This window comes from Heyndrickxia sp. FSL W8-0423, assembly GCF_038009395.1.
Lineage (GTDB): Bacteria > Bacillota > Bacilli > Bacillales > Bacillaceae_C > Heyndrickxia > Heyndrickxia sporothermodurans.
Window position 1 is genome coordinate 2756550 of record NZ_JBBPBE010000001.1, and the last position, 25565, is coordinate 2782114.

Below are 25565 nucleotides of genomic sequence, written 5' to 3' on the forward strand. Positions count from 1 at the left end.
GATGGATAGCATTATACAATTTTTAACTAGTAATTGGAGCGAGTTATTATTTAAAACATGGCAGCATTTCTATATTTCTATCATTGCTGTTTTCCTAGGAATAATTGTTGCCGTTCCGATAGGGATTGCTTTAACGAGAACACCGAAATTAGCAGGAGTAATCATGGGTATTGCTGGTGTCATCCAAACCTTTCCGAGTCTCGCTATTTTAGCCTTTTTTATTCCGATTCTAGGTGTTGGAAAGGTGCCTGCAATTGTTGCGTTATTTTTCTATTCAGTCCTACCCATCTTGAGAAACACATATATAGGTGTCAAAGGGATCGAACGAAACTTGCTTGAGGCAGGTCGCGGGATGGGTATGACTGGATGGGAACGGATTCGCTATGTCGAAATTCCATTAGCGATACCGGTTATTATGGCTGGTATTCGATTGTCTACCGTTTATTTAATTGGATGGGCAACACTTGCTGCCTTCATCGGTGCAGGTGGACTTGGTGACTATATATTTAGTGGACTTAATTTATATCAAACAGAGTTTATTATTGCAGGGGCAATCCCGGTAACAATTCTTGCTCTGCTTGTCGATCTCTTATTAGGAAAACTTGAAAATTGGGCAACACCGAAAGGGATACGTAAATTAGAACAAGCTGCATAAGGAAGGAGCATTAGTATGAAAAAACGAAAATGGTTTGTCGTCTTCGTTTTGTCAATCTCATTGATCATCAGTGGATGCTCTTTACCTGGTTTAAGTGCATCTTCAGATAAATCGATTTCGATAGGTATGGTGACAACAACAGAAACACAAATTCTTGGATATATGGAAAAATATATGATCGAACATTATACGGATTTAAAGGTGGATTTGGTGAACAATTTAGGTTCATCCATCGTTTTGCATAAAGCAATGCTTAACGGGGATGTTGATATCTCAGCTGCACGCTATACAGGTACCGATTTGCCGGGTGCTCTTGGGATGGATCCAGTGAACGATCCAAAAAAGGCATTAAAAATTGTTCAGAAAGAATTTGATAAACGTTTTGATCAAACATGGTTTGATTCATATGGATTCGCCAATTCGTATGCATTTACTGTAACGAAAGACTTTGCTGAAAAAAATAACATATCAAAAGTTTCCCAATTAGAACCAATGGTGAAAGACTTGAGTTTAGGTGTTGATAATTCATGGTTAAAACGAAAAGGGGATGGCTACGAAGGTTTTGTGAAGGAGTATGGCTTCGAATTCGGTCAAACCTTCCCAATGCAAATCGGTCTCGTTTATAAAGCAGTCCAAAGCGGAAAAATGGATGTTGTTTTAGCTTATACAACGGATGGCCGAATCAATGCATATAATCTTCAGGTACTGGAAGATGACAAACATTTCTTCCCACCTTACGACGCATCGCCTGTTGCTAGAAATGATGTATTAAAAAAACATCCTGAACTAAAAGGAATCTTACAAAAGCTGGTTGGAAAGATTAGTACGAAAAAAATGCAGCAATTGAATTATGAAAGCGATGGGAAAATGAAAGAGCCTTCTGTTGTTGCTAAAGAGTTTTTAGAGGAAAATAACTATTTTGAGTAAGACTGGAGGTGTGTGAATTGAATACGATACAAGGATTATTTGATTATTACGCTCACAATGGTGGATATGTTTGGGAACAGTTTTATCGACATTTTCTAATGTCAGCATACGGGGTAATTTTTGCTGCGATTGTTGCTATTCCGTTTGGAATCATCATTGCGCGATACCGCAGGCTTAGTACGTGGGTAATTTCACTTGCAAATATTATCCAAACGATTCCTGCCTTAGCGATGTTATCGGTCCTAATGTTAGTTATGGGGTTAGGAACAAATACAGTAGTCCTTTCATTATTTCTATATTCACTTTTGCCAATTTTAAAGAACACTTATACAGGAATTGTTAATGTCGATCAATTCTTGTTGGAGTCCGGAAAAGCGATGGGGATGACGAAATTTCAAATACTAAGAATGGTTGAGCTGCCACTTTCATTATCCGTTATTATGGCAGGTCTCAGAAACGCACTAGTTGTCGCAATTGGGATTGCAACAATCGGAACATTTGTCGGAGCAGGTGGACTAGGTGATATTATTGTCCGCGGTACGAATGTAACGAACGGTTCGTCCATAATATTGGCTGGAGCGATTCCGACTGCATTAATGGCAGTTGCTGCAGACTTTTTGATGGGCTGGCTGGAACGAATCCTATCTCCTGTGAAAAAGAAAAAAGAAGTAAAATTAGAAATGAAGGAAGCTGCATAATATGGAACAGAGGGTGTAGACCAACAACAAGACTTATAATTCAGATAAAAAAAGTCAGAATTAATCTTGACATATTAAATGTTCAAATATTATTATTAATACAATTAAATAATTCTTATCCAGAGAAGCCGAGGGACTGGCCCGAAGAAGCTTCAGCAACCTCTACTTAGGTAGAAAGGTGCTAATTCCAGCAAGCATTCGCTTGGAAGATAAGAGATGACGCATTGAGGAGTCCTCTTTTCTTTTTGAAAAGGGGACTTTTTGCTTGAAAAATTTTATAAGAAAGAAGGTTAGTGATATGAGTAAAGTAGTAATTTTATGTGGGAGCCCATCTGATAAGTCCAAAACAGATCTTGTGTTGAAACATGTTCAATTTTTATTAGAGAAAGAAGGGATTTCTGTTTCGTATGCTTCAGTTGTCGATTTCTCACCTTTAGATTTAGTAAATAGCCGTTATGACAGTCCGGATATTAATCATTTGGCACAAACGATTATAAATGCAGATGGCGTCATTATCGGATCACCTGTGTATAAAGCATCCTACACAGGTGTATTAAAGACATTAATTGATTTATTGCCTGAAAGAATACTTAAGGGAAAACCTGTTTTTCCTGTAATGGTAGGAGGCAGTGGTGCGCACTTACTCGCTCTAGATTATGCATTAAAACCACTCATAACAACATTAAAGGGAAATCCTTTACAAGGAATTTATATTTTAGAAAGTGCTATTGACAAATCCAATAAACGAAATCCTCTGACACATATTGAGTCGATTCAACGATTATCTGAGCAGGTTGACGGATTTGTTAAGTCGATTAAACAGCTCAAACAATTTACAGCGCAATCTTTGTAAAAAATTTAGGAGGTCTGAAAATGGTAAAAAAAAGAATCTATTTGAATGCTTTTGATATGAATTGTGCAGGTCATCAATCCCCTGGTTTATGGTCACACCCAGAAGATCGCTCCTCTACTTATAAAGATGCAGAATATTGGACTCATCTTGCGCAGGTCTTGGAAAAGGGTTGTTTTGATGCGATATTCTTAGCTGATGTGTTAGGTACTTATGATGTTTATCAAGGCTCAAGGGATCCTGCAGTTCGCCAAGGTGCACAAGTACCGGTAAACGATCCGGCATTTGTCGTTCCAATAATGGCTCAAGTAACAAAACATCTAGGATTTGGATTAACAGCTTCAACAAGCTACGAACATCCATATACGTTTGCCAGGAGAATCTCTACTTTAGATCATTTAACGAAAGGGCGTATCGGCTGGAATGTTGTTACCTCCTATTTAAATAGTGCTGCATTAAATATCGGCCTTGATAAACAGCTTAGTCATGATAATAGATACGATATTGCTGATGAATATATGGATGTTGTCTACAAATTATGGGAAGCGAGTTGGGAGGATGACGCCGTTATTGTAGATAAAGAGAAGGGGATCTATACGAATCCGAGTAAAGTTCATGATATTGAACACGAGGGTACGTATTATAAAGTTCCAGGTGCGCATTTATGTGAACCATCACCTCAAAGAACACCTGTTATCTTTCAAGCGGGTGCATCTTCTAGAGGCAGAAAATTTGCGGCAAAGCATGCAGAGCTAGTTTTCATTGGCGCAACTACAATGGAAAGTACGAAAAAGACAGTTCAAGCTTTTCGGGAAGAAGCTATTAAAGCTGGAAGAAAACCAGAAGAAATAAAAATTCTAACTCTTATTACCCCAATTGTCGCCCCGACACAAGAAGAAGCAGAAGCGAAATATAATGAATACAAAAAATACGCGAGCTACGAAGGTGCACTAGCATTAGTTGGCGGATGGACTGGACTCAATTTAGAGGAACTTAATCCACAAGAGAAAATTCAATATGTGAAAAACGATGCTATTCAGTCAGCATTGAAGTCATACTCAGAGTTTACTGTAGAAGAAGTAGCAGAATTTGTTGGGGTTGGTGGATTAGGTCCAGTTATTGTCGGCTCTCCAACGAAAGTTGCGGACTCATTAGAGGAATGGGTAGAAGTAACGGGAGTAGATGGTTTTAATATAGCTTATGCGATTACGCCTGGAACCTTTGAGGATTTCGTAGAATTTGTCATACCAATTCTACAAGAGCGTGGATTAGTCAGAAAAAAATATGAAGAAGGGACATTCCGGAAAAAATTATTTGGAAATGATTTTTTACATGAACATCATCCAGCTAGACAACATCGAAATAGGAGAATACCTGTTTAAAATATGAAAAACCTTATTCTCGTAAACTACGAAATAAGGTTTTTCATATTTTACTATTAGCACTAGAATTGGCTGAAATAAAAGCCATTTTGAAACGCCTATTCCGCTTGGTGGATTGAATGTTTAAAAAGAAGGATTATTTTATAGATTATCGAAGTTTTATATATCAAAGGATTTTTTGAAATTATCTTTTTGTATTTGGAGGGTATTGATGAATAAACAAGTATTAGAGACCATAGTTGATTGTATGGCTGCAAATATAGAAATGCGGGATATTCAAAGGATACAAACAAAGCATCGTATGAAACTAGTTGAGTTTTGGGAAATTGAAAAAGGGGATAAGGTCCTTGAAATAGGCTGCGGTCAAGGGGATACAACAGCAGTGCTTGCCTATTATGTAGGAGAAAGTGGTCTAGTTCAAGGAGTAGATATTGGTTCTGAATCTTACGGTAGTCCGGTATCATTAGGTGATTCTGCAATGTATTTAACACATTCAAAGTTAGGTAAGCAGATTAATATGAACTTTAATGTGGATATACTGTCCCCTGAAATAGATTTTCCAGATGGATATTTTGATTGTATCGTATTATCACATTGCTCGTGGTATTTAAAGTCAAAAAAAGAATTATTTGAAATACTGAGCAAAATTAAAAAATGGGGAAAAAAATTATGTTTTGCAGAATGGGATACAAACATTCATAAAATTGAACAGTATTCTCATTTTTTATCTATTCTTATTCAAGCACAACTTGAGTCGTTTAAGGACAACAGTGAATCAAATGTACGAACATTATTTACCCCAAATGAAATAATAAAAATCGCAAAACATGCTGGTTGGACAATCACGAATGAAACATCTATTTTTTCCCCAGATATACAAGATGGTCAATGGGAAATACATAATGTTTTAACAGAATTTGATGAAGAACTACAAAAAAATGGTGAACTACCTATAAAGCTTAAAGAACTCCTTCAATCTGAAAAAAACATGCTAGAAGAGCATATTAAAGTAAATAAAATTATTCCTTTGTCAGTCTATGCTTTTACAGCAAACTAAATGTAAATTAGAAAAATGAAATAAAAAGGTGAATGATTATGGAACTAAAATGGCTAGAATGGGTGAAACAGTTACAAGCAATTGCCCAAGCAGGGTTAACTTATTCTAATGATATTTATGACAAGGAGAGATTTGAATTAATAAGAAAGATTAGTATAGAAATCCTATCCAATCAGACAAATATGGATACAACCTTTATAAAAGATTTATTTGCAAATGAAACAGGCTATCAAACACCAAAAGTAGATATTCGAGCTGTTGTTTTAAGAAATAAGAAAATTCTATTGGTCAAAGAAAAGACAGATAACAAGTGGGCGTTACCTGGAGGATGGGCGGACATTGGATTATCGCCAAGCGAAGTTGCTGTTAAAGAAGTAAAGGAAGAATCAGGCTACGATGTAAAAGCAGTTAAACTATTAGGAATTCTAGATAAAAAGTATCATCCACATCCACCTTCACTTTATCATGTATATAAAGTTTTCATCCAATGCGAAATTATTGGCGGGATGTCTTTAGAAGGAATTGAAACCAGTGATGTAAGCTTTTTTGCTGAAAATGAACTACCTGAACTATCAGAAGCCAGAAATACTAAATCACAAATTGAGATGGCAATAAGAATAGCAAATAGTTCAGATGAACGTATATATTTTGATTGAATTGTTTAAATTCTGATTGTTTTATGTCATATTGGTTAAGTATCTGTTTGGGCGAGGGAAGTTGGGAAAACACCAGTTTCTGCGAACTTCACAGGCAGGGGTCTTGTTACAAAAAAGTAATTTCGTAAATAAACACAATCTAGAAGCAGTAGACAAAATCTACTGCTCTTAATTTAGGAGGAGGAGAGCCGTGATGCGAGTGGGTTCAAGCTCCCATTATTCAAACACATCCTAGGATGAAATTAACTGCAGTTTGCACGATGAATCGTCATCAAATCCCAGATGGAATATTTAGTGAATCAACTATTCCTAAACATTATCGAAACTGGAACAAAATGATAGATTATGAAGAACTCGATCTATTATTTGTAAGTTCATTGCCTCCGTTTCACTATAATATGGTTAAAACAGCACTAAAAAAAGGAATTAATATTGTTTGCGAAAAGCCATTTACAATGAATCGCCATGAATCGAGAGAATTAATAGAACTAACGACACACTATTCCGCCAAAGTAATGATAGATTTTGAATGGAGATTTCTTCCTATCAGGCAAAAAATGAAAAAATTATTTCAAAACAATATTGGGGATCTTATTCATTTTGATTATCATATTTCGAGTGCACAATATGAGCATCTTCACTTAACAAGTAGAGGATGGATGGCGCAAAAAAAACAATTTGGTGGAATGTTAGGTGCAATTGGATCACATATGATCGAATGTAATGAGATGGATAGTAGGTGATGAAATAGAAAAAATTAATGGCTTTGTACACACACATGTTCCAGAAGGAGCAGGTGAGTTTCGGGATGCAGATGATGCTTTTTTCATTCATGGAAAGATGAAGAATAATTCTACTTTTTCCCTTCAACTGCTTTCAGGGGTAAACCATGGATTCGGATCCCAATTAAGGATATTTGGTAGTGCGGGAACGATTGTGCTGATGAATGATAATACTCTTAAATATGGAAAAGGAAGTAAACCATTAAAAAAAATCCATATTCTTCAACAAGAGAATATTCCTGTTCATCTTACTTTAGAAGCGAAGGCTTATTATCCTGCTTTTTATCCGTTTTTGGAAAAAGTATATGAATATATTATTTTTGACAAATTAGATAGAGATTTACCAACAATTCAAGATGGATATGAAAACCAAGTTATATTAGATAAGATTTTGGCAAATTAATATATAGTTTAGCGTAATTAGTTCTAAAAAGAAGTCAACCACTTTTGCGGCATCTTTCTGTGATAGTTCAGCTTGGGTAGAAATAGATTTTACCAATTCTATTTTAAACCTTCCTATGCATGATCTTGGGTTTCAAATTCTTATAGTTACGCTGAAAAGAAACGTTTTTATTACAATATGTCAGTCCATTATAAAAATAAAGACTATACTGGACCTACATCAATTCAGTACTGGGAATCTACAGTGGAGAAAATAATAAGAAAATTAATATATAAAGAGGAGGGAAAAGGACAGTGAATCCATTACAAGAAGAAAGGCAAGTACAACCTAATAAAGCGTTTGAGTCTTTTTTATCCTTTGTTGCATTCACGATTGCATTAAAACTGCTTCCTTTATTTGAATGTTTAACCGATAATCTCGCACTTCAAATTATTTTAGGATTAGCTCTTGCTGCACTTGTTATACAGTGGTTCATAAATAACAATAAACTAGTCGATATGCTAAGAATAATGTGTAAGCGTTTAAATCTCAATATAGTTTATTTATATCTCGCGTATATCATTTTATATCTCGTAGTTGTTTTAGTTATTCTTTGATCTAAAACAGCGAAGTGAAGACCCTGTTTTTTATACGGTATAGAAAGTCGTTGAACCAATAAACCCTAAAGGTAGACTAAAAATGTAGTATTGTGGGATATTCAAAAAAATTAATTCAACTTGGAACTTAGGAAGGCTGAAGAAATGAAAAAAGGAAAGACGAATGCGATGAGAATACTAGATAAGGAAAAAATCACATATAAAATGATGACTTACACAACTGATGACGGGAAAATTGATGGAGTGTCAGTTGCTGAAAAAATTGGAAGAGAAGATGGAGTCGTATATAAAACCCTAATCTCCCAAGGCTCAAGCAAGGCATACTATGTGTTTATCATACCAGTTGATGCTGAGCTTGACCTAAAGAAAGCAGCAAAGGCTGCAGAGGAAAAGAAGATAGAAATGATTCCAGTAAAGGATATTATCAAAGTATCCGGATATGTCCGTGGTGGTTGTTCCCCGATCGGTATGAAAAAATTATTTCCTACTTTTATTGATGCAAAAGCACGAACACTAGATACAATTATTGTAAGCGGAGGAAATATTGGCGTGCAAATTGAGTTGGAGCCAGAAAGTTTAGAAAGAGTAGTGAAGGCCCGATACGTGGATTTGTCTAAATAAGGGTTAGTAAATATTACCTAACCCTTTAATAGATTTAAAAAATCTCATCCAATTCTTGATATCCCCTATACTGATTATCTACACTTTCCAATGCATGTTCGAAATGTTTGCTTAACTCAATTTTAAGCTCATCTTTTTTATTGTTTTTAATTAATTCAAGTATTCGTTTGTGCTCCTTTGGACTATAAGGTTTCTGCAAAGGATTTTCGAAAAAATCGTCATATAGGATTAAATAAATGCTAGTTTGGTTAATAAGTGTCTCAATAAAACTATTTAAAAATTTGTTTTGGCATTTTCTCGTTATTAATAAATGAAATTGTTTGTTTGCAGTTACATATTCTTCTACATTCTTTTCTACTAACACCTTATGTTCTTCCTCAATTAAACGACTGATTTCTTCATAATCATTTTCATCCATATAATCGATGGCTGTACATACCGCCATATATTCTAATTTATCCCTTAATTGATATGCTTGTATAATTTCATCTCTTGTTGGATTTGTTACGAATGCACCTTTGTTAGGTATCAGATCGACGAGACCTTCAAGTGATAATTTTTGAATGGCATTACGAATTGGAGTGCGGCTAACTTGTAATGCCTCGGATATGGTCGTTTCTTTTAATTGTTTACCAGGTGCCAATTTCCTAGATAAAATGGCATTTCTTAAATGTTGATATACCACGTTTTCCATGGATGTTTTTTTCATTGTTATCCCCACCTTACCCTTACTTTCAATAGATATGATTGTTTCATTTGGACTAAATATTCAAAATATATTGACAGAATGAATCTTTTAGCTTTAAACTACATATAAATTGTACTACAATTTTGAGCAACAATATATAAAAAATGTGTAAGCATTATCAAAGGACAAAAATTATGAGGGGGATGGAGTATGAGGAAATATTGGTTGTTAATGCTCGCATTGTTGGTTTTTGTGGGAATTGCGTCAGGTTGTGGAAGCAAAGAATCAGGGGGTAGCAGCAAAAAAGGTGTACTTGATCGAGTGGAAGATGCTAAAGTTCTAAAAGTCGGTTTTGAAGGGACTTACCCTCCTTTTAACTTTTTGAATGATAAAAAAGAATATGAGGGATTCGATGTAGACATATCAAATGAAATGGCAAAACGGTTGGGAGTAAAGACGGAGTTTGTTGCGACAAAGTGGGAAAGTCTTATTGGAGGGTTAAAATCGGATAAATTTGATATTATTATCGGTCAAATGACAGTGACAGATGAGAGAAAGAAAAGCGTGGATTTTACCGATCCGTACGTAGTGACAGGTTCTGTGTTAGTTACAAGAAAAGATACAGATAACATTAAGGTTTTGAATGATATTAAAGGTAAAGATGTTGGGGTCGGCGGTGGAACAACATTTGAAGAAGTTGCAAAAAGTGTTGATGGAGCAAATGTTAAGCTTTACAAAGCAATGAACGACTACGTACAAGATTTAATTAATAAAAGACTTGATGTGATTATTAATGACCAATTGTTAATGAGCTACAACATCAAAGAAAAGAACCTTCCAATTCAAATTACAAGTGACATTTTAAATAAAGACGAAATTGGCATGGCTGTAAAAAAAGGAAATGAAGATTTCGTTAAAAAAGTCAATCAAATATTACAAGAGATGAAAGAAGACGGTAAGTATAATGAAATCTATAAAAAATGGTTTGGAACTGAGCCTTTAGTAAAGTAATTTTATTTACATCAATTAAGGAGTGGTTTATATGCAAGTAAAAGTGTTAGGAACTGGGATGATTGGAACCACTGTAGTTAGTGAACTTGTTAAGTATTCGAGTATTGATCAAATCACTGCAGTCGATGTCAGTCAAGATAGTATCGATAAATGCCTGAAAAAAGCACAACATTCTAAAGTGACCGGTTTAACAACTTCACTAAATTCTGACGAGGAAATTTATCAAGTCCTTAAAGATGCTGATATTGCAGTAGCATGTTTACCACATTCATTAAGCTTGCCTGTGATTCACGCTGCAATTAGAGCTAAATGTCATATAGTCGATCTGGTAGGTTCAAAGATTGATGAGAAGATGCAGCTTGATCAACAAGCAAGAGAGGCAGGGGTGATTATTATGCCCGGTTGTGGTGTAGCTCCAGGTATCACAAATTTTCTTGCTGCCCAAGGAATCCAAATGCTTGATGAAGCAGATGAAGCAGTAATGATTTGTGGAGGCATTCCAAGACATCCATTACCACCTTTATGGTATCAAGTTGTTTTTCGCCTTGAAAGTGTTATGGGACTTTACACTAGACCGGCAACAGCTGCTGAATATGGAAAACTAGTCGAATTACCACCTCTATCCGGATTAGAAAAGATAACCTTCCCTGATCCAGTGGGAGAATGTGAGGCAGTAATTACTGATGCTCATAGTACAGCCTATACACTAAAAAACAAGGTTAATAGATTATATGAAAAAACTGTTCGTTATGCTGGTCACTGGGATAAAATGGCGACATTAGCTGAACTAGGCTTCTTTGACGAAACTCCAATTGATATTCAAGGCCACCAGATTTCTCCTAGATTATTCACCGAAAAGGTGCTGACTCCAAAGCTAAAAGGAAAATCGAATGAAGATATTACCGTATTACGTGTAGAGGTAACCGGTAAAAAAGCAGAAAAACAGATGAAGTATTTATGGGAGATGGTTGATTTTTATGACCACGACCGAAATATTACTTCGATGGCCAAAACAACGGCACTACCTGCAATGTTATTAGCACATTGGATTGCTTCTGGAAAAGTGAAGGAAGTTGGTGTCGTACCTATTGAAAATGTTATTGTCGGAAATCGTTTTGAACCATTTATGGAAGAATTACAAAGATTAGGAGTTACGATTAATTTTCAGGAAATAACCATGTAGTCTTGTTAAAGAACACTTTCTTAATGGATGAATGGGGGAAACTTCATGGATGTCTCAATAATTATTGAATCATTACCTACTTTATTAAATGCAACATTAATGACCATTCTTTTAGCCATTGTTTCAATATTGATTGCGCTAGTTTTAGGTTTCTTTACCGCTTTAGCGCGCTTATCAAAAATAAAATTATTAAAAGCAATTGCTTCAATCTATGTATCTATTTTTCGTGGAACACCACTTTTAGTTCAAATATTTGTTATTTATTACGGTCTTCCCCAAATAAATATTGAATTGGATCCAATACCTTCAGGAATTCTTGCACTAAGCTTAAATGCTGGAGCTTATTTATGCGAATCTTTCCGTTCTGCAATAATGTCGGTTGATAAAGGGCAAATGGAAGCTTCGGTTTCTTTAGGAATGACCTACGGGCAAGCATTAAGAAGAATTATTTTACCTCAAAGTATCCGCATAGCTATTCCTACATTATCAAATACATTTATTGTTCTTATAAAAGATACATCGCTAGTATCTGTCATTACCGTTACAGAACTATTGCAAATGTCCTCATTGTTAATTGCGAAAACTTTTGAACCATTAACTATTTACTTACTGGCTGCAGCTTTATATTGGATATTAATAACATTTTTTACTATCCTTTTAGACAAAATGGAGAAGAAAACATCAAAACATTTAGTTCAATCATAATTATTGAAGGGGGATAGGTATGACGGTAGTTCAATTAGAAAATATAAAAAAGTCCTTTGCAGGTAATGAAGTATTGAAAGGAATTGATCTCTCTGTAAACAAAAGTGAAGTTGTTGTTATTATGGGGCCGAGTGGATCAGGGAAATCAACGTTACTAAGATGTATTACTTATTTAGAGGAACCAAACGAAGGGGTTATCCACGTCGGTCAACGGAGTTTAATCGCTGGGGAAAAGCTGAACAAAAGTCGGAAGTCAATTATAAACGAAATACGGAAAAATACCGGATTTGTTTTTCAACAATTTAATTTATTTCCTCATAAAACCGCGATTGAAAATGTTATGGAAGGTCCGATTGTGATAAAAAAAATGCAACGGGAGAAAGCTAGGAAGCTTGCGGAAACCTTATTGGAAAAGGTAGGACTTGGGGAAAGGTCTCATCATTATCCATCACAACTTTCAGGTGGGCAGCAACAAAGGGTCGCAATTGCTAGAGCTCTATCTATGGAACCGATGGTTATGCTGTATGATGAACCTACATCAGCGCTTGACCCAGAACTTGTACGCGAAGTTTTATTAGTAATGAAGGAATTGGCACAAGAAGGGATGACCATGGTCGTTGTAACACATGAAATGGGATTTGCACGAGAAGTAGCCGATCGAATTATTTTTATGGATGGTGGAGTGATCGTTGAAGAAGGGACACCAGATCAAATTTTTAATTATCCAAAGGAAGAAAGAACGAAACGTTTTCTTTCAAAAAGTGAGGCGATTTAAAAATGCAATAAAAAAAGCAACTAGTCGTAAAAAACTAGGTGCTTTTTTTATGTTTGATTCTGGAGATATCTTAAATACACGATAAAATGGAAAATTGATCTATATAATTAACTGAAAATTTGATAATATAATAAAAATAGAAAATTAAAATTTATCTGTTAAATAGGGAGGAGAAAGGGAATTTGGTCAAGATAGTGAAAGTCATCCCATTTGTTATTCTTTTTTTTGCTGCGTTATGTGGATTTAAACAATCGGTTTTGGCGGACGAATGGTCTCCCGTTATAAATCCATTCAATGATAAAGATCAAGTAATTACTGGCAAAGCTGCGAACCAAACTTCAGTAGAGGCATTTGTAGATGAACAGAAATTAAGTCTAAAAACATATAATGCGGATACGGGTTATTTTGAATTTTACCCTTCTTCATTATTAAAAGCAGGCAAACAGGTAAAATTCATTTTTATTAAAGATGATGAACAACAGATTATTTATCAAAAGGTACAAGCGGCACCCGCACCCAAAAAACCAGTTTTAAACCCCATTTCAAACAAAAGTACTTTTTTAACTGGAACGGCTGAACCCAATAGTACAATTTACATTACAATAAATAAAAAAGTAAAATCTATGCAACTAAAAAACTCGAAATCTTTTAAAATGGACTTCGACGATAAGAGACCTTTGAAGGCTGGCACGAAGGTATCGGTATATGTAATTGATAAAGCAGGGAGAAAAAGTGGAACTGTTACTGTAACAGTTGCGGACAAAATACCACCTGCAGAACCCAAAATGGAATTAGTTACGGACAAATCGTTTTCTATTAAAGGAATAACTGAGGCGAGGGCAACGGTCTTTATTTACAAAGGAAAAAAACGGCTGGCTAAAATTAAAACAGGAACTTCGGGAAAATTCACATATAGGATGCCATTACAGAAGGCAAATTCCTCTTTTGATATTTATGCTATAGACGCTGCCGGGAATAAGAGTAAAACAAAGAAAGTTAAGGTAAAAGCAAAAAATCGGCCAACCAAAAAAGTGGTATCTGCGCCAGTTGTTAAACAGTTTCCAGAACTTGCAAGGGGATGCGAAGTTACTAGTTTAGCAATGCTGTTAGGTGATGCAGGGGTGAAAGTAAGTAAGATGACCCTTGCCTCCAAGGTGAAAAAGGATCCGACGAAATATAAGGTAAAAAACGGGAAAAAATATTTTGGTAATCCATATTACGGTTTTGTTGGGGATATATACACCTTCAAAAAACCGGGCCTTGCTGTTTATCATGGACCCATCGCATCTTTAGGCTCAAAATATTTGCCAAATCGAATTGTTGATTTGACAGGGAGTTCTTTTGATAAAGTAAAGGATTATGTCGCTGCAGGACATCCGGTCTGGGTCGTCACAACGAGTTGGTTCCGCTATGTACCTAGTAAGTATTGGACAACTTGGTATACACCTCATAGCAAAATTCGTATCACCTATAAAGAACACTCAGTTCTAATTACCGGCTATGACAAAAAATACGTCTACTTTAATGACCCAATGGACGGTAAGAAAAATAAAAAGAAACCACTTAAACAATTCATCGAAGGCTGGAAACAATTCGGCAACCAAGCAATTAGCTATTACTAAAGCGCCTTTATAAAAGTTATTTACGGGAGTGTATTTAACAGAAGTGTCTTTACAGAAGTATCAACAGAAGTGTCAGGCACCTTGTGAAATTTTCACAAGGTGCCTTTTTAGTATAGTTTAAGTATTATTTTTAAATAATTTTTTTGTGAAGTTATAGTGTGTCAGGTGTTTGTTTTTTCTTTTGTTTTGATAGTCTTTCATAAACTTCTAAACAAATATAGCCGGTGGCTGGGATTAGGATTAAAAGGATAAATCCGATAGGTCCGCTAACAAACTTTGAAAAATATCCTGCTTTCGGAATTTTTAATTGTAGGCTTCCAATGAGTTGATTGGATGCAACAATTTTAGAATCAGCTACATTATTATTGTCGCCTTTCGTAACAAACCCGATGGTACCTTTATTCTTTTTAATAGCGGTTACACGGTGTGTAATAAATTTTGTCGGTGTTTCTTTAAAAGTTATTACATCATTTACTTTCACTTCAGATGGCTCAACCTTTTTAATAAAAACTAAATCTCCAGCTTTAATAAAAGGATGCATACTATTTGTTAAGACGGTTAAAGGACTGATTCCAAAGAGTGTAGGTACTTTTTCAGGATGCTTTTTTGATTGAAATGAGAAATAGAGTAGAAAAACAATGACAAAAAAGATAATTGCAAGAAAAAGGATAGAAATAAATTTTGATAGTTTTTTAATCATAAGCTTCACAACCTTCTTTTATTTTCAGAATGTTCAACAAAGACAGTTTTCTTTCGTCATTGTAAACTGTTTTTCTACATTTAAAAACCGTTATATTACCCTGATTTTCCTGATATTCCGATGGAAATATAGATAATTCTTATTATTTCTCTTGTTTCCTTAACTTAACCAATTTTCAGGTAATGACCAATTTGGGGTAATTTCGACTGTGATTTTCCCTTTTTTCTACTATGGATAGGCGAATAGACATCAGGAACAAAGTCTTATCCCTCTATTTTTAAACATAATAGCAACATATTTATGAGTTAATACCTACCAAATAATGGTCTAAAAGACCTGAATTTCAATTATTCAATTACCCCAATTTACGTCATATCTTGTCTCCTATACAATTGTGTTAAGTGAATATTTGTTCAATTTTGTTTATATTGAATTTTCTAATCTATATAAACTAATTGTCTTGTTAAAAGATACTTCTAGAAAAAATCACATCTTGCTTTTCACTTGAAAAATGGTAAACGGGGGAGGAAGGGTATGAAAAAGAGAAAATTAGGGAACATATTGTTGGGTTCAGCTTTGACTGTGAGTATAATTGCTTCTTCAGGTGTTCCCAATAATGTCCTTGCAAAAGATCAAGGGCAAACTAAGGTTACAAAAGCAGAAGGAATATTGAAAAATTTAAATGACGAGCAAAGAAGGGCACTAAAGCAGCTAGAAGTTGGTCCAGGGTTTGTTATTTCTCCAGATATTAATGTGAATTCTCCTGAATTAGTCGACGTCATTGTTGAATTCAAGCAAGCACCTGCAAAGGTGGAATTAATGAAACAGGCAGCAAAGGGAAAGAAAGTGGCTTTATCTTCCGCCAAAATAAAAGTAGAGGCATCCCATCAACAATTTAAAAAAGAATTTAATAAATTAACAGGCTTAAAAATTGCTTATAGTCAAAATGTAAATGAATCAAAGATTACTAGGGAATATAAAAATGCATTTAATGGAGTTGCTGTAACTGTACCAGGAAATATGCTCGAAGAGTTAGTAAAATCAGATGTTGTCAAGCGTATTTGGAATAACAAAGAAATTAAATTGGATCTCCCTAAAGAGCCAAAAGATTTGAAATCTACTGCCCAATCCGGATCAGCAGACAGTAATCAACAAATTGGTGCGGACAAGCTTCATGATGAGAATGTTACGGGAAAAGGAATCAAGGTGGGGGTTATTGATACAGGAGTTGACTACAACCATCCCGATTTAAAAAACGCTTATAAAGGCGGTTATGATTTCGTTGATAATGATTCTGATCCAATGGAGGCAACTTATGATGATTGGAAAAAGTCGGGGTATCCGGAAGTAAATCCTGCCACAGGATCTACCTATTACACCTCGCATGGAACCCATGTTTCGGGAACTATCGCAGGACAAAAGAAAAATCAAGTTGATTATGCTGTTGAAGGGGTTGCGCCTGAATCATACCTATATGTATACCGAGTCCTTGGACCTTATGGAAGTGGGTATACAGATGATGTTCTTGCAGGAATAGACAAGGCAGTCGCAGATGATATGGATGTTATCAACTTATCATTAGGTGCAAGTGTGAACGATGCACTTTATCCAACATCTGTGGCAATTAACAACGCAATGCTTTCAGGAGTAGTCTCCGTTGTTGCAGCAGGTAACGCTGGGCCAAATGAAAACACGGTAGGTTCTCCAGGTACATCGGCGTTAGCAATTACGGTTGGTGCAAGTGATGTATCCCAAACGATTGCCACCTATTCAGCAAGTGCCGGTAATAAGAAGTATAGCGCAATAAAACTATTAGGTAAGAATTTTACTGACAAATTGGAAGACTTGAAAGATAAATCTTTAGATGTTGTCTTTGTTGGGCTAGGAAAAAGCAGCGACTTTGAAGGGAAAGATTTAAAAGGTAAGTTAGCTTTAATCCAACGTGGTGATATCTCTTTTGACGAAAAAATTCAAAACGCTAAAAAAGCAGGTGCAGAAGCGGTTATCGTCTACAACAACGTCGAAGGTGAGATTGCAGCTTACTTAGGAGAAAGCACTGGCTATATTCCAACTTTCCAGCTCTCTAAAGCGGATGGTGAACATTTAAAATCTCAAGAAAATGTCAAATTTACCTTCGGATTACTAGGAAGTGTACAAACTGAAGGCGATCACTTAGCGGATTTCAGTTCCCGTGGTCCGGTAGCGCAAAACTATGATATTAAACCGGATGTAGTTGCACCAGGAGTAGCTATCTTCTCAACTTATCCTGAATATATGAATGATCCTGAGGATGGAGATAATTACGATATTGCCTACACACGCATGCAAGGAACTTCAATGGCATCTCCACATGTTGCAGGCGCAGCCGCATTACTTCTACAAGAACATCCGGACTATACACCATTTGATGTAAAGGCTGCTTTAATGAATACTGCTGATGAGATGAAAGAAAAATACTCAGTGAATGAAGTAGGTGCAGGGCGAATTGATGTCTATGAAGCAGCACATGCAGGTGTTTCTTTAAAGGTTCTTGATAAAACAGAAAATGTTGAAGGAAAGGAAACCGTAGAAATTGATGAGGAAACGGGTTCAATCGCGTTTGGAAGTCACTATCAAAAAGATGAAGAATTAAATTTGGACAAAAAGGTAATGATTGAAAATCATGAAAAAGAAGATAAAGAATTTAAGGTCAAAGTAGAGTTTTTACCAGCAAAAGATAATATACAAGATGCGAAGAAAAATGGCGTCGAGGTTAAAATCCCTGATTCTATTTCCGTATCTTCAGAAGGAAAGAAAGAAGTTAAACCAGCTATACATGTCCCATTGGATGCGGCAAACGGACGATATGAAGGCTATATTCATTTTGTAAACAAAATAATGAGGAAAACTATCAAATTCCATTTGCAATCCGTTACACAGATCAAGGTGTTGATTATTTTGAACTAGATAGACCTGCAGTGGCAACTAACACATCAAAGTTTCATCCATTCTTAAATCCATTTGTAAATGGAATCTTTAAATTGAAAAGCCCAATGAAAACGATTGATATTCTCGTAAAAGACGGAAAAACAGGTGAACCTGTAGGCTTCATCGGTTCTATTTTTGAAGCAGATAAAATTGAACCGGATGAAGAAAAATATTTATTATGGGCATTCAGTGGAACTGTTTATCCGTTCACAAACGATCCATCTAAACCAATTGCGGATAAGCCGATTCGTTTAGAGGATGGGGATTATATTTTTGAAGTGATTTCAACCGATGAAAAAGGAAAGTCTTATATAAATGATTCAGTGATTATTGTAGATAATAAAGCACCAGAAGTAACATACAAAGATTATAAGCCAAACTTCTATGAAGTCGATGACTCAATGTATACCGATGAAGATGGCTATCATGCATTATGGGTACATGGAAATGTCTATGATTCTACCATTGATGTATTAAAATCAAAAGGACTGAAGTATGATCAGTCAGCGAATTCACTCTATTATTATCAAAATTCACCTTGGCCATCAGGTACGCTGCCAGTACAGCCAAATGGAGATATCAAATTTGGTGTCCTGCCGGAGGAGCTTGAAGAACCTGTCAATTTAAAGCTTTTGCCAGTTGATTTAGCAACGGCTGCTGATTTCCTTGGAAAAGCAAATAGCTATACTTTTGTTAAAGAGGGGACAGAGTATGTATTGCCTAGCTATGATAAAGAAAAAGTAAAGCTCGGTGATACAATAACGATGACATTGAATGTAAATAATGTGAAAAAGCTTTTATCTGGATCATTTGGGGTTGAATATTCGAACCAATTAATTGAATTTATGGGTGTAAAGGTAAATAAAGCATTTGAAAAATATGCAAAAGATAACCATTTGAAGATTAATCTTGCAAAGCCAAAAATTGAAGAAGGTTTTTGGGACAATACAGTTAATGTCGGAGCAGCCATTGATCAAAAAGACTTCCAAGGATTCGATGGAGATACCCCATTCCTTGATGTGAGCTTTAAAGTAGTAAATGATGAAAATTATAGTGAATTAGTACAATTAAGCGTTAATGAGTTTTCATATACAAAATCGGGAACATCTGAGTCAATAACGATTCCTGGATTTGCAAATGATCAATTTTCAATTATTCCGAAGCACTCTGTTGTAAGTGGATATGCGGATATTGAAGGCTTCTTAAAAGAAGATGGTACAAATGCCAATATTGATTTTTCTAAAATAGGCGCAAAAGTATATGCACAAGCAGGTAATGGAAAGAAATATCAAGGTTCAATTGATAATAGAGGATATGCTGAAATCCATGGAATTCCAGTTTCAGAAAAAGACTATGATATTTATGTAGAAGTTCCAGGTCATTTAACGAGTAAACAATCAGTCAAGCTTAGTGAAACAGTAGATGGAGAATTGATCGGAATATCTTATAACACCCGTATGGAGAGCAATTATGCGGGGGATGTAAATGGTGATGGAGTCGTCGATATTTACGATATCGTACAATTGTCTACATTCTACGGTAAAAAACAAGCGAAAGTAGACATCAATCAAGACGGCATTGTCGATGAAAAAGATGTTCGTTTCATTGAAAAGAACTTCTTAAAAGTCGGAGCGACAGCGAAGAAAAATGCAAAGCCTCAAGAGAAACTTGGCAAAAAAGGATTAGAAGACTTCTTACGTGCGTTAGGTCTTGAACCGAAAAAATAATGAAAATATGCAGTAAACATCATAGAATACCCACCCCAAGTTAATAAACTATTTATTAGAAAAGGGAGGACATTATTAATGAAAAAGATGAAGAAAGCATTATTGGGAACTACATTAGTAGGAGCACTAGTCGTTTCGGCAGGATTTGGTACGTATTCTTGGTTTACATCTGAGACAAATGCATCAGGGCAAATTGCCAACGGTACTTTGCAATTGAATAATGGTCAAAACATTACTGAAAAAATCATTGATGGAGTTGATTTTGCTCCTTCTCAATTAAAGTATGGTGAATGGTTAACGATTGATAATACAGGATCACAAGGTTCTCATATCAAAGCTACGTTAAACCAATCATTGGATAAAGATATTAATATTAAAAAATATAAAGTTGGTTATATCGCTCTGAAATACAAGGAAAAACCTAGCGGAGACGTCCTAAAAGCTTCGAAAATTAAGCTAGAAAAATTATTTGATGGTACAACGAATGTCGTAAATACAATGAAAGCGTCTAATGGTGAAATTGAAGTTGCCCCAGGAGTTACTGCTGTTACAGGATTTGTTGGAGAAGAAGGGGTTGCTGCACTGAAAGCAACCTCTGCAAAAGACTGGGTTCTAGGAGATGGCACAAATAAACCATTCTGGCGTTTAAAATCAGATCAATATATTGATCTATTATTTGCTGTCAAACTTGATGAAAGTGCAAACAATGACTATCAAGGTGTCAGCTATTCAGCCGATTTGAAAGTACAAGCAAAACAAACAGATGAAGGTTCTAAGTACGACGGAGAATAATAAACAAAGGAGGCAGTCAATTATTTGACTGCCTTTGTAGTAAGGAAGGGATTGTATGAATAAAAAGCATTATTTTAAACTCATTCAATTCACTATTTTAATCTATTGCCTGTTTTTTATTGTAGGAAAAGCGAATACCTATGCGTGGTTCACCTCGGAAATTAAAGCAAGTGGAAAAATAACGAATGCAACGACGAAAGATCTTTTATCAATTTCAAAGAAAGAAGTATCATACTTGAAAAATTGCGAAATTTCGCAAGTGATTTCAATAAAAAATATTTCGAATATGGAGATTCCCGTTCAGTTGGAAAACGAACAAAAAATATTGAGCCCTGGTGAATCTTTTGTAGCAAAAATAAAACAAGCCGTTTCCTGTGAGAAAACAGAAGTAAGCTATCATCTTACCGGACTCAAAAATTATATTGATGAAATGATCCGTGAACCACTCGATCAAAGGAAGCTTTTAGCAACTGTGGAGAAAACAGAAGAGCAAAATAAACCAATTGAAAAAAGCAAGGATAAACCGAATGTAAATGCAGAAGCGAAAGATCATACTGAGGATCTGCCTGGTGATAAAACAAAGGAAGATTCACAAGCCGACAGTGGAAAGAATGTTCAGGATAATGTAGAGGTGAAAAAGCATTCTAGTGATTCGAATACGAATGAACCTGATGAAGATGAGGAACCGAAAGATTCTAAGGAACAATAATTACTAGTAATATAGATTGTTTGTTAACGAGGAGGACCATATATGAAACGGAGAAGCCGGCGGTCGATACCATATAAAATAATAAGTATGGGTATACTAGCAGCACTATTAATTAGCGGCAGTAATTATAGTTTCGCAAAAACAGAGCAAACTAGTAACCAAAGTAAGGTTAACGTTGAATCAATAGTTCAAAAAGGGCAGGAAATCCTAAGAGAACAAAAGCAAAAGGCGAATCTTGATGCCAAAAATAAACTAGGAATCACAAAGGCTGATATTAATAAAGCTACGAATAAACCATTTGCACCTAAAGAGAAAGTGAGATTAATAGTTGAATTAACCGATGAGCCATTGATGGACATAAAAACAAGTGTATTCGAAGAAAAGAAAAAATTAAAAACTCACGATCAAGTGATTAATCAATTAACGAAAAAACGAATAAAGACAAAACTAAGACATCAATTTGTTCGGGGATTTAATGGGTTTAGTATTGAAACAGAGTTTCGTAATATGGATGCTATTAAGAAAATTAATGGTGTTGCTAATGTATCTATTGCAAATACGTACTCAGAAGCAATGAAATCCTCAAAAGGTTTGGTACAAGCCCAACAGGTGTGGGAAGAACTAGGGTTTAAAGGTGAAGGAATGCTTGTCGGTGTCGTCGATTCCGGAGTTGATTATCGCCATAAAGACATGGTGATGTCGGATAAAGGAAAGGGAAAAGAGAAGCTAACAAAAGAGAATATACAAAGCAAGCTTGACGAAACTGAAGTAGATGATCGCTGGTATACCGATAAAGTACCAACCGGCTATGATTGGGCGGACAAAGATGACGATGTACTTCCATACGAAAGTTCACATGGCATGCATGTATCCGGAACGATCGGGGCCAACGGTGATGAAGAGAAAGATGGCGTCAAAGGAATTGCGCCTAATGTCCAAATTCTAGCAGAAAAAGTATTCTCAGATAATGGCGGGGGCGCATACGAGGATGATATTGTTGCCGGAATCAACCATGCTGTTGAAATGGGAGCAGATGTCATCAATTTAAGCTTAGGTTCTGATGGCGGATTCGTTGGTGAAGAGGATGATACTGTACAAAAAGCGATACGACTTGCAACGAATAACGGTGTATTAGTTGTTGCTGCAGGTGGAAATGCCTATTACAGTACAAAAAATGACAAGCTTTCATCTTCCACAAAACCATATGCGGATAATCCGGATATAGGTATTTTAGGATCACCAGGTGTCAGTCCGTATGCATTACAAGTTGCATCATACGAAAATAATGTTGTTCATAAACCTAGTTTGAAGTTAACTACTGGAGACGAAATTGCTTATTATGAACCAAGTTATTTAAAACTGAAAAAGGCAATGGAAAAAGGGAAAGAGTACCCACTCGTATTTGCGGGTAAAGGGAGCGCAAATGATTACAAAAATATTGATGTAAAAAATAAAATTGCTGTTGTACAACCGGATATTGATCTAGGAATCAATTCGCATCTCCAATTTAATGCTCAAGATAGAGGTGCTATAGCGGTTATTATTGCACCAACACCTGCATGGGGTGATTACAAGGAATCAGATTTCAGTCCATATTCAATTCCAGCTGTTGTTACAAGTGTGAAAGATGGAAAGAAACTTATCAATGAGCTTCAAAACGGTCGAGCGGTTTCTGCACAACTTAGTGGGGGATTATGGGTTGAAAATCCAAACCATGATGAAATATCTGATTTTTCTTCTATAGGTGCACCACATACACTTGATTTTAAACCAGAAATCACAGCACCTGGTGGTGGTATTTATTCAACCGTTTTTGATAATCAATATGATGTATATAGTGGGACATCAATGGCCACTCCGCACGTTGTTGGGGGAGCAACACTTGTCCTTCAATCCTTTTATGAAAAAGGATTACCAAAAAATATGAATACGATTTTAAAGACAAAAACCGCTTTAATGAATACATCCAAGATCGAGTATGATCCAAACTCAAATAATAAGATTCCTTATTCTCCACGCAAACAAGGGGCAGGCATGATGCAAATTAAAAATGCCTTGCAAACACCAGTATTAATAGAAAATAAAGCAGCTAGTGCAGAAAGCAAAGGATCAGTTGCATTGAAGGAAATAAAAAATCAAATGGCCCAATTTGATTTAAATGTAATCCCTCTCTCAGAGAAAAAATCAGAAGAGGTTGAGTATAATGTTTATTTGGATGTCTTAACAGACGATACGGAATATAAGGAATATGATCTAAATGGTGATGGCAAACCCGACCGATCTCACGATTATTTAACACTTTCAAGTAAACGTGTAAAAAATGCGGTTGGATTATTAAACGGGAAAGAGATTTCTTATGACAAACCAGTAAAGATAAAAGTTAAAGATGGAAAGAAGCAAAATGTACATGTCGATCTAATTTTGCCAAAAGATTTACGGAAAAATAGTTTTGTTGAAGGATTTGTCCGTTTTGTACCTGTGAATAAAGACCTGCCTGAATTATCCATGCCATATATGGGCTTTTATGGTCAGTGGGACTCACTAAAGAATATTGATTCACCAGCATGGGATAAAGATGTATTTTTAGGCTATACCGTATTATGGGATGAAATGAGCGAAATGCCGTTAGGTTATGATGCTCAAACGGGAGAGTTTAATATGAACCACATTGCATACTCACCAAATTCCGTATTATCTGGAGTGTATCCTTCCTTTACAGTATTTAGAAATTTGAAAGAAGTGAATCTTTCAGTTGAGAACAATAATGGAAAGAAAATCCGCCAATTAGGAAACTTTAGTGAATTTACACCTGATGGGTCTCCATGGAAATTTTCGAAGAACATCATGGCGTATAATGATTTCTCAGTATCTGCGGAAGTGTATCCTTGGGATGCAACAGATGATCAAGGGAAAGTTGTTCCGGATGGAGAATATCAATTAACGATTACAAGTACACTAGATTACAAAAATGCCAAACCGCAAAAGGTGAAAATGCCAGTTAAAATTGATTCAGTTGCCCCTACTATTGATAATATTAAAGTAGAGCCGGTTGATGGAAAATACAAAATTTCGTGGAATGCGGAGGACAATGAAGGCGGGAGTGGATATGATGGTGCGATCCTTTGGATTAATGGACAATATCAATCGATTCCCGAAGGTGCAACTTCGTACCTCTCAAAGGTAGAGCCAAAAGGCATGGTCATTATTGGAATTGACTGGGCATTAAACGTTGGATTCAATGTATGGGGGGACCCAGGCTATATCAATAAAGACATGTTAATTAACTATCTTGGTATATATGGTTCAAATGTTAATGAGGATGTTCCACTGCAAATCAATGGATTTGCTATTAAAAAAGTAGATTGGAACTTTAAAATTGTAGGGCCGGACGGAAAGATTGTCGACACTTTCGATGTAAAGCATCAAGCAGAAATTCACATGAATTGGAAGCCTAAGAAGGACTTACCGGACGGAACTTATTCCATTTATACGGAAGCTAGTGATGCTGATGGTTTTAAAGTGGAAGCAGAACCGACAAAATTTACGGTTAAGCAAAAGAAATAATAATGACAAATGAACGCCCTTCCCGGATTGGAGAGCGTTCATTATCAAAAGGAAACGGGGAATAGTGACCAGTTATATCAATGATAACCAAAATGAAAAATGAAAAAATCAATTTATCCGACGATAAAAACTTGCTTTTATCTTAAACCTCTGTTATTCTTAAGTAGAATTATTTTTGTTCGGTATGTATGGTAGAAAAAGTGAATAAAAGCTTATCGACTTGATATCTAATGAGCAAGGATAGTAATACATTGTGTGCATGACACACTAGGAGGAACTACACATGGTACAAGGTACAGTAAAATGGTTTAATAGTGAAAAAGGTTTTGGATTTATCGAACGTGAAGGTGGAGACGATGTATTCGTTCACTTCTCAGCGATTCAAGGCGAAGGCTTTAAAACATTAGAAGAAGGTCAAAAGGTTACTTTTGATATCGAGCAAGGTCAACGTGGAGACCAAGCTGCAAACGTTCAAAAAGCTTAATTAAAACAATT

Annotated in this window: 22 protein-coding genes, 1 pseudogene and 1 riboswitch; of the genes and pseudogenes, 21 read left to right on the forward strand and 2 right to left on the reverse strand. The window is 35.7% G+C overall.

Translation table 11 applies throughout. From position 1 onward, the window contains the following. Position 1 precedes the first annotated feature (1 nt). The 11 genes from MKY81_RS13990 to ybaK all read left to right on the forward strand — a co-directional run bounded on the left by MKY81_RS13990 (position 2) and on the right by ybaK (position 8627). Positions 2-655 (forward strand): ABC transporter permease, encoded by a 654-nt coding sequence (locus MKY81_RS13990; RefSeq protein WP_341118084.1) that lies wholly within the window; start codon positions 2-4, stop codon positions 653-655. A gap of 9 nt (positions 656-664) precedes the next feature. After that, positions 665-1582, forward strand: a complete 918-nt coding sequence (locus tag MKY81_RS13995; protein ID WP_376067278.1) for an osmoprotectant ABC transporter substrate-binding protein — start codon at positions 665-667, stop codon at positions 1580-1582. A 17-nt stretch (positions 1583-1599) separates the two neighbouring features. Next, the gene (locus tag MKY81_RS14000; protein WP_066233522.1) at positions 1600-2280 is read left to right on the forward strand and encodes an ABC transporter permease; all 681 of its coding nucleotides are present in this window, start codon (positions 1600-1602) and stop codon (positions 2278-2280) included. Positions 2281-2392: 112 nt separating this feature from the next. Continuing rightward, positions 2393-2496: riboswitch (SAM riboswitch) on the forward strand. A gap of 82 nt (positions 2497-2578) precedes the next feature. Next, positions 2579-3133 (forward strand): NADPH-dependent FMN reductase, encoded by a 555-nt coding sequence (gene ssuE / locus MKY81_RS14005; RefSeq protein WP_108073108.1) that lies wholly within the window; start codon positions 2579-2581, stop codon positions 3131-3133. Between the two features lie 20 nt (positions 3134-3153). Then, positions 3154-4512: an LLM class flavin-dependent oxidoreductase gene (locus MKY81_RS14010; protein ID WP_108073088.1), complete on the forward strand. Its 1359-nt coding sequence runs from the start codon at positions 3154-3156 to the stop codon at positions 4510-4512. Between the two features lie 211 nt (positions 4513-4723). Further along, the gene (locus MKY81_RS14015; RefSeq protein WP_108073090.1) at positions 4724-5569 is read left to right on the forward strand and encodes a class I SAM-dependent methyltransferase; all 846 of its coding nucleotides are present in this window, start codon (positions 4724-4726) and stop codon (positions 5567-5569) included. 38 nt (positions 5570-5607) lie between these two features. Then, entirely contained in the window at positions 5608-6225 is a 618-nt protein-coding gene (locus MKY81_RS14020; RefSeq protein WP_108073092.1) for an NUDIX hydrolase, read from the forward strand. 236 nt (positions 6226-6461) lie between these two features. After that, on the forward strand, positions 6462-6968 hold the full coding sequence (locus MKY81_RS14025; RefSeq protein WP_341118085.1) for a Gfo/Idh/MocA family protein: 507 nt from the start codon (positions 6462-6464) through the stop codon (positions 6966-6968). Beyond that, entirely contained in the window at positions 6949-7410 is a 462-nt protein-coding gene (locus MKY81_RS14030; RefSeq protein WP_244913528.1) for a Gfo/Idh/MocA family protein, read from the forward strand. The genes MKY81_RS14025 and MKY81_RS14030 overlap by 20 nt, the downstream gene beginning before the upstream one ends. 293 nt (positions 7411-7703) lie before the next feature. Further along, positions 7704-8006, forward strand: a complete 303-nt coding sequence (locus MKY81_RS14035; protein WP_066233542.1) for a hypothetical protein — start codon at positions 7704-7706, stop codon at positions 8004-8006. 144 nt (positions 8007-8150) lie between these two features. Next, positions 8151-8627 (forward strand): Cys-tRNA(Pro) deacylase, encoded by a 477-nt coding sequence (gene ybaK / locus MKY81_RS14040; protein ID WP_107920232.1) that lies wholly within the window; start codon positions 8151-8153, stop codon positions 8625-8627. Positions 8628-8661: 34 nt separating this feature from the next. Here ybaK and MKY81_RS14045 read toward each other — a convergent pair whose 3' ends face one another. After that, entirely contained in the window at positions 8662-9336 is a 675-nt protein-coding gene (locus MKY81_RS14045; RefSeq protein WP_108073094.1) for a GntR family transcriptional regulator, read from the reverse strand. A 189-nt stretch (positions 9337-9525) separates the two neighbouring features. Here MKY81_RS14045 and MKY81_RS14050 point away from each other — a divergent pair, with 189 nt between their 5' ends. From MKY81_RS14050 to MKY81_RS14070, 5 genes are all read left to right on the forward strand, one after another. Then, complete coding sequence (locus MKY81_RS14050; protein ID WP_108073096.1) at positions 9526-10326, forward strand: transporter substrate-binding domain-containing protein; 801 nt, start codon at positions 9526-9528, stop codon at positions 10324-10326. Positions 10327-10357: 31 nt separating this feature from the next. Further along, positions 10358-11509: a saccharopine dehydrogenase family protein gene (locus tag MKY81_RS14055; RefSeq protein ID WP_327991300.1), complete on the forward strand. Its 1152-nt coding sequence runs from the start codon at positions 10358-10360 to the stop codon at positions 11507-11509. A 45-nt stretch (positions 11510-11554) separates the two neighbouring features. Then, positions 11555-12214, forward strand: coding sequence for an amino acid ABC transporter permease (locus tag MKY81_RS14060; RefSeq protein ID WP_107920228.1), 660 nt, complete (start codon positions 11555-11557; stop codon positions 12212-12214). Between the two features lie 19 nt (positions 12215-12233). Next, the gene (locus tag MKY81_RS14065; RefSeq protein WP_107920227.1) at positions 12234-12989 is read left to right on the forward strand and encodes an amino acid ABC transporter ATP-binding protein; all 756 of its coding nucleotides are present in this window, start codon (positions 12234-12236) and stop codon (positions 12987-12989) included. Positions 12990-13171: 182 nt separating this feature from the next. Then, a complete protein-coding gene (locus MKY81_RS14070; protein WP_108073102.1) occupies positions 13172-14611 on the forward strand; it encodes a C39 family peptidase in 1440 nt (479 codons plus the stop codon). A 151-nt stretch (positions 14612-14762) separates the two neighbouring features. Here MKY81_RS14070 and MKY81_RS14075 read toward each other — a convergent pair whose 3' ends face one another. Continuing rightward, on the reverse strand, positions 14763-15311 hold the full coding sequence (locus MKY81_RS14075) for a signal peptidase I (RefSeq protein ID WP_107920226.1): 549 nt from the start codon (positions 15309-15311) through the stop codon (positions 14763-14765). 534 nt (positions 15312-15845) lie between these two features. Between MKY81_RS14075 and MKY81_RS14080 the strand changes: the two are divergent. The 5 genes and pseudogenes from MKY81_RS14080 to MKY81_RS14100 all read left to right on the forward strand — a co-directional run bounded on the left by MKY81_RS14080 (position 15846) and on the right by MKY81_RS14100 (position 25554). After that, positions 15846-20005 (forward strand): annotated as a pseudogene (locus MKY81_RS14080) (S8 family serine peptidase). A gap of 78 nt (positions 20006-20083) precedes the next feature. After that, on the forward strand, positions 20084-20797 hold the full coding sequence (locus MKY81_RS14085; RefSeq protein WP_341118090.1) for a hypothetical protein: 714 nt from the start codon (positions 20084-20086) through the stop codon (positions 20795-20797). A 55-nt stretch (positions 20798-20852) separates the two neighbouring features. Then, a complete protein-coding gene (locus MKY81_RS14090) occupies positions 20853-21506 on the forward strand; it encodes a hypothetical protein (RefSeq protein WP_341118091.1) in 654 nt (217 codons plus the stop codon). Positions 21507-21548: 42 nt separating this feature from the next. Further along, on the forward strand, positions 21549-25070 hold the full coding sequence (locus MKY81_RS14095; protein ID WP_341118092.1) for a S8 family serine peptidase: 3522 nt from the start codon (positions 21549-21551) through the stop codon (positions 25068-25070). A gap of 283 nt (positions 25071-25353) precedes the next feature. Further along, positions 25354-25554, forward strand: coding sequence for a cold-shock protein (locus MKY81_RS14100; protein WP_066231598.1), 201 nt, complete (start codon positions 25354-25356; stop codon positions 25552-25554). Positions 25555-25565: the final 11 nt, after the last annotated feature.

Coding starts and splice junctions, on each gene's coding strand:
- MKY81_RS14050 (WP_108073096.1), top strand. CDS start 9,526: ATGAGGAAATATTGGTTGTTAATGCTCGCATTGTTGGTTTTTGTGGGA.
- MKY81_RS14055 (WP_327991300.1), top strand. CDS start 10,358: ATGCAAGTAAAAGTGTTAGGAACTGGGATGATTGGAACCACTGTAGTT.
- MKY81_RS14015 (WP_108073090.1), top strand. CDS start 4,724: ATGAATAAACAAGTATTAGAGACCATAGTTGATTGTATGGCTGCAAAT.
- MKY81_RS14020 (WP_108073092.1), top strand. CDS start 5,608: ATGGAACTAAAATGGCTAGAATGGGTGAAACAGTTACAAGCAATTGCC.
- MKY81_RS14010 (WP_108073088.1), top strand. CDS start 3,154: ATGGTAAAAAAAAGAATCTATTTGAATGCTTTTGATATGAATTGTGCA.
- MKY81_RS14065 (WP_107920227.1), top strand. CDS start 12,234: ATGACGGTAGTTCAATTAGAAAATATAAAAAAGTCCTTTGCAGGTAAT.
- MKY81_RS14090 (WP_341118091.1), top strand. CDS start 20,853: ATGAATAAAAAGCATTATTTTAAACTCATTCAATTCACTATTTTAATC.
- MKY81_RS14075 (WP_107920226.1), bottom strand. CDS start 15,311: ATGATTAAAAAACTATCAAAATTTATTTCTATCCTTTTTCTTGCAATT.
- MKY81_RS14030 (WP_244913528.1), top strand. CDS start 6,949: ATGAGATGGATAGTAGGTGATGAAATAGAAAAAATTAATGGCTTTGTA.
- MKY81_RS14100 (WP_066231598.1), top strand. CDS start 25,354: ATGGTACAAGGTACAGTAAAATGGTTTAATAGTGAAAAAGGTTTTGGA.
- MKY81_RS14045 (WP_108073094.1), bottom strand. CDS start 9,336: ATGAAAAAAACATCCATGGAAAACGTGGTATATCAACATTTAAGAAAT.
- MKY81_RS14095 (WP_341118092.1), top strand. CDS start 21,549: ATGAAACGGAGAAGCCGGCGGTCGATACCATATAAAATAATAAGTATG.
- ssuE (WP_108073108.1), top strand. CDS start 2,579: ATGAGTAAAGTAGTAATTTTATGTGGGAGCCCATCTGATAAGTCCAAA.
- ybaK (WP_107920232.1), top strand. CDS start 8,151: ATGAAAAAAGGAAAGACGAATGCGATGAGAATACTAGATAAGGAAAAA.
- MKY81_RS13990 (WP_341118084.1), top strand. CDS start 2: ATGGATAGCATTATACAATTTTTAACTAGTAATTGGAGCGAGTTATTA.
- MKY81_RS14060 (WP_107920228.1), top strand. CDS start 11,555: ATGGATGTCTCAATAATTATTGAATCATTACCTACTTTATTAAATGCA.
- MKY81_RS14025 (WP_341118085.1), top strand. CDS start 6,462: ATGAAATTAACTGCAGTTTGCACGATGAATCGTCATCAAATCCCAGAT.
- MKY81_RS14085 (WP_341118090.1), top strand. CDS start 20,084: ATGAAAAAGATGAAGAAAGCATTATTGGGAACTACATTAGTAGGAGCA.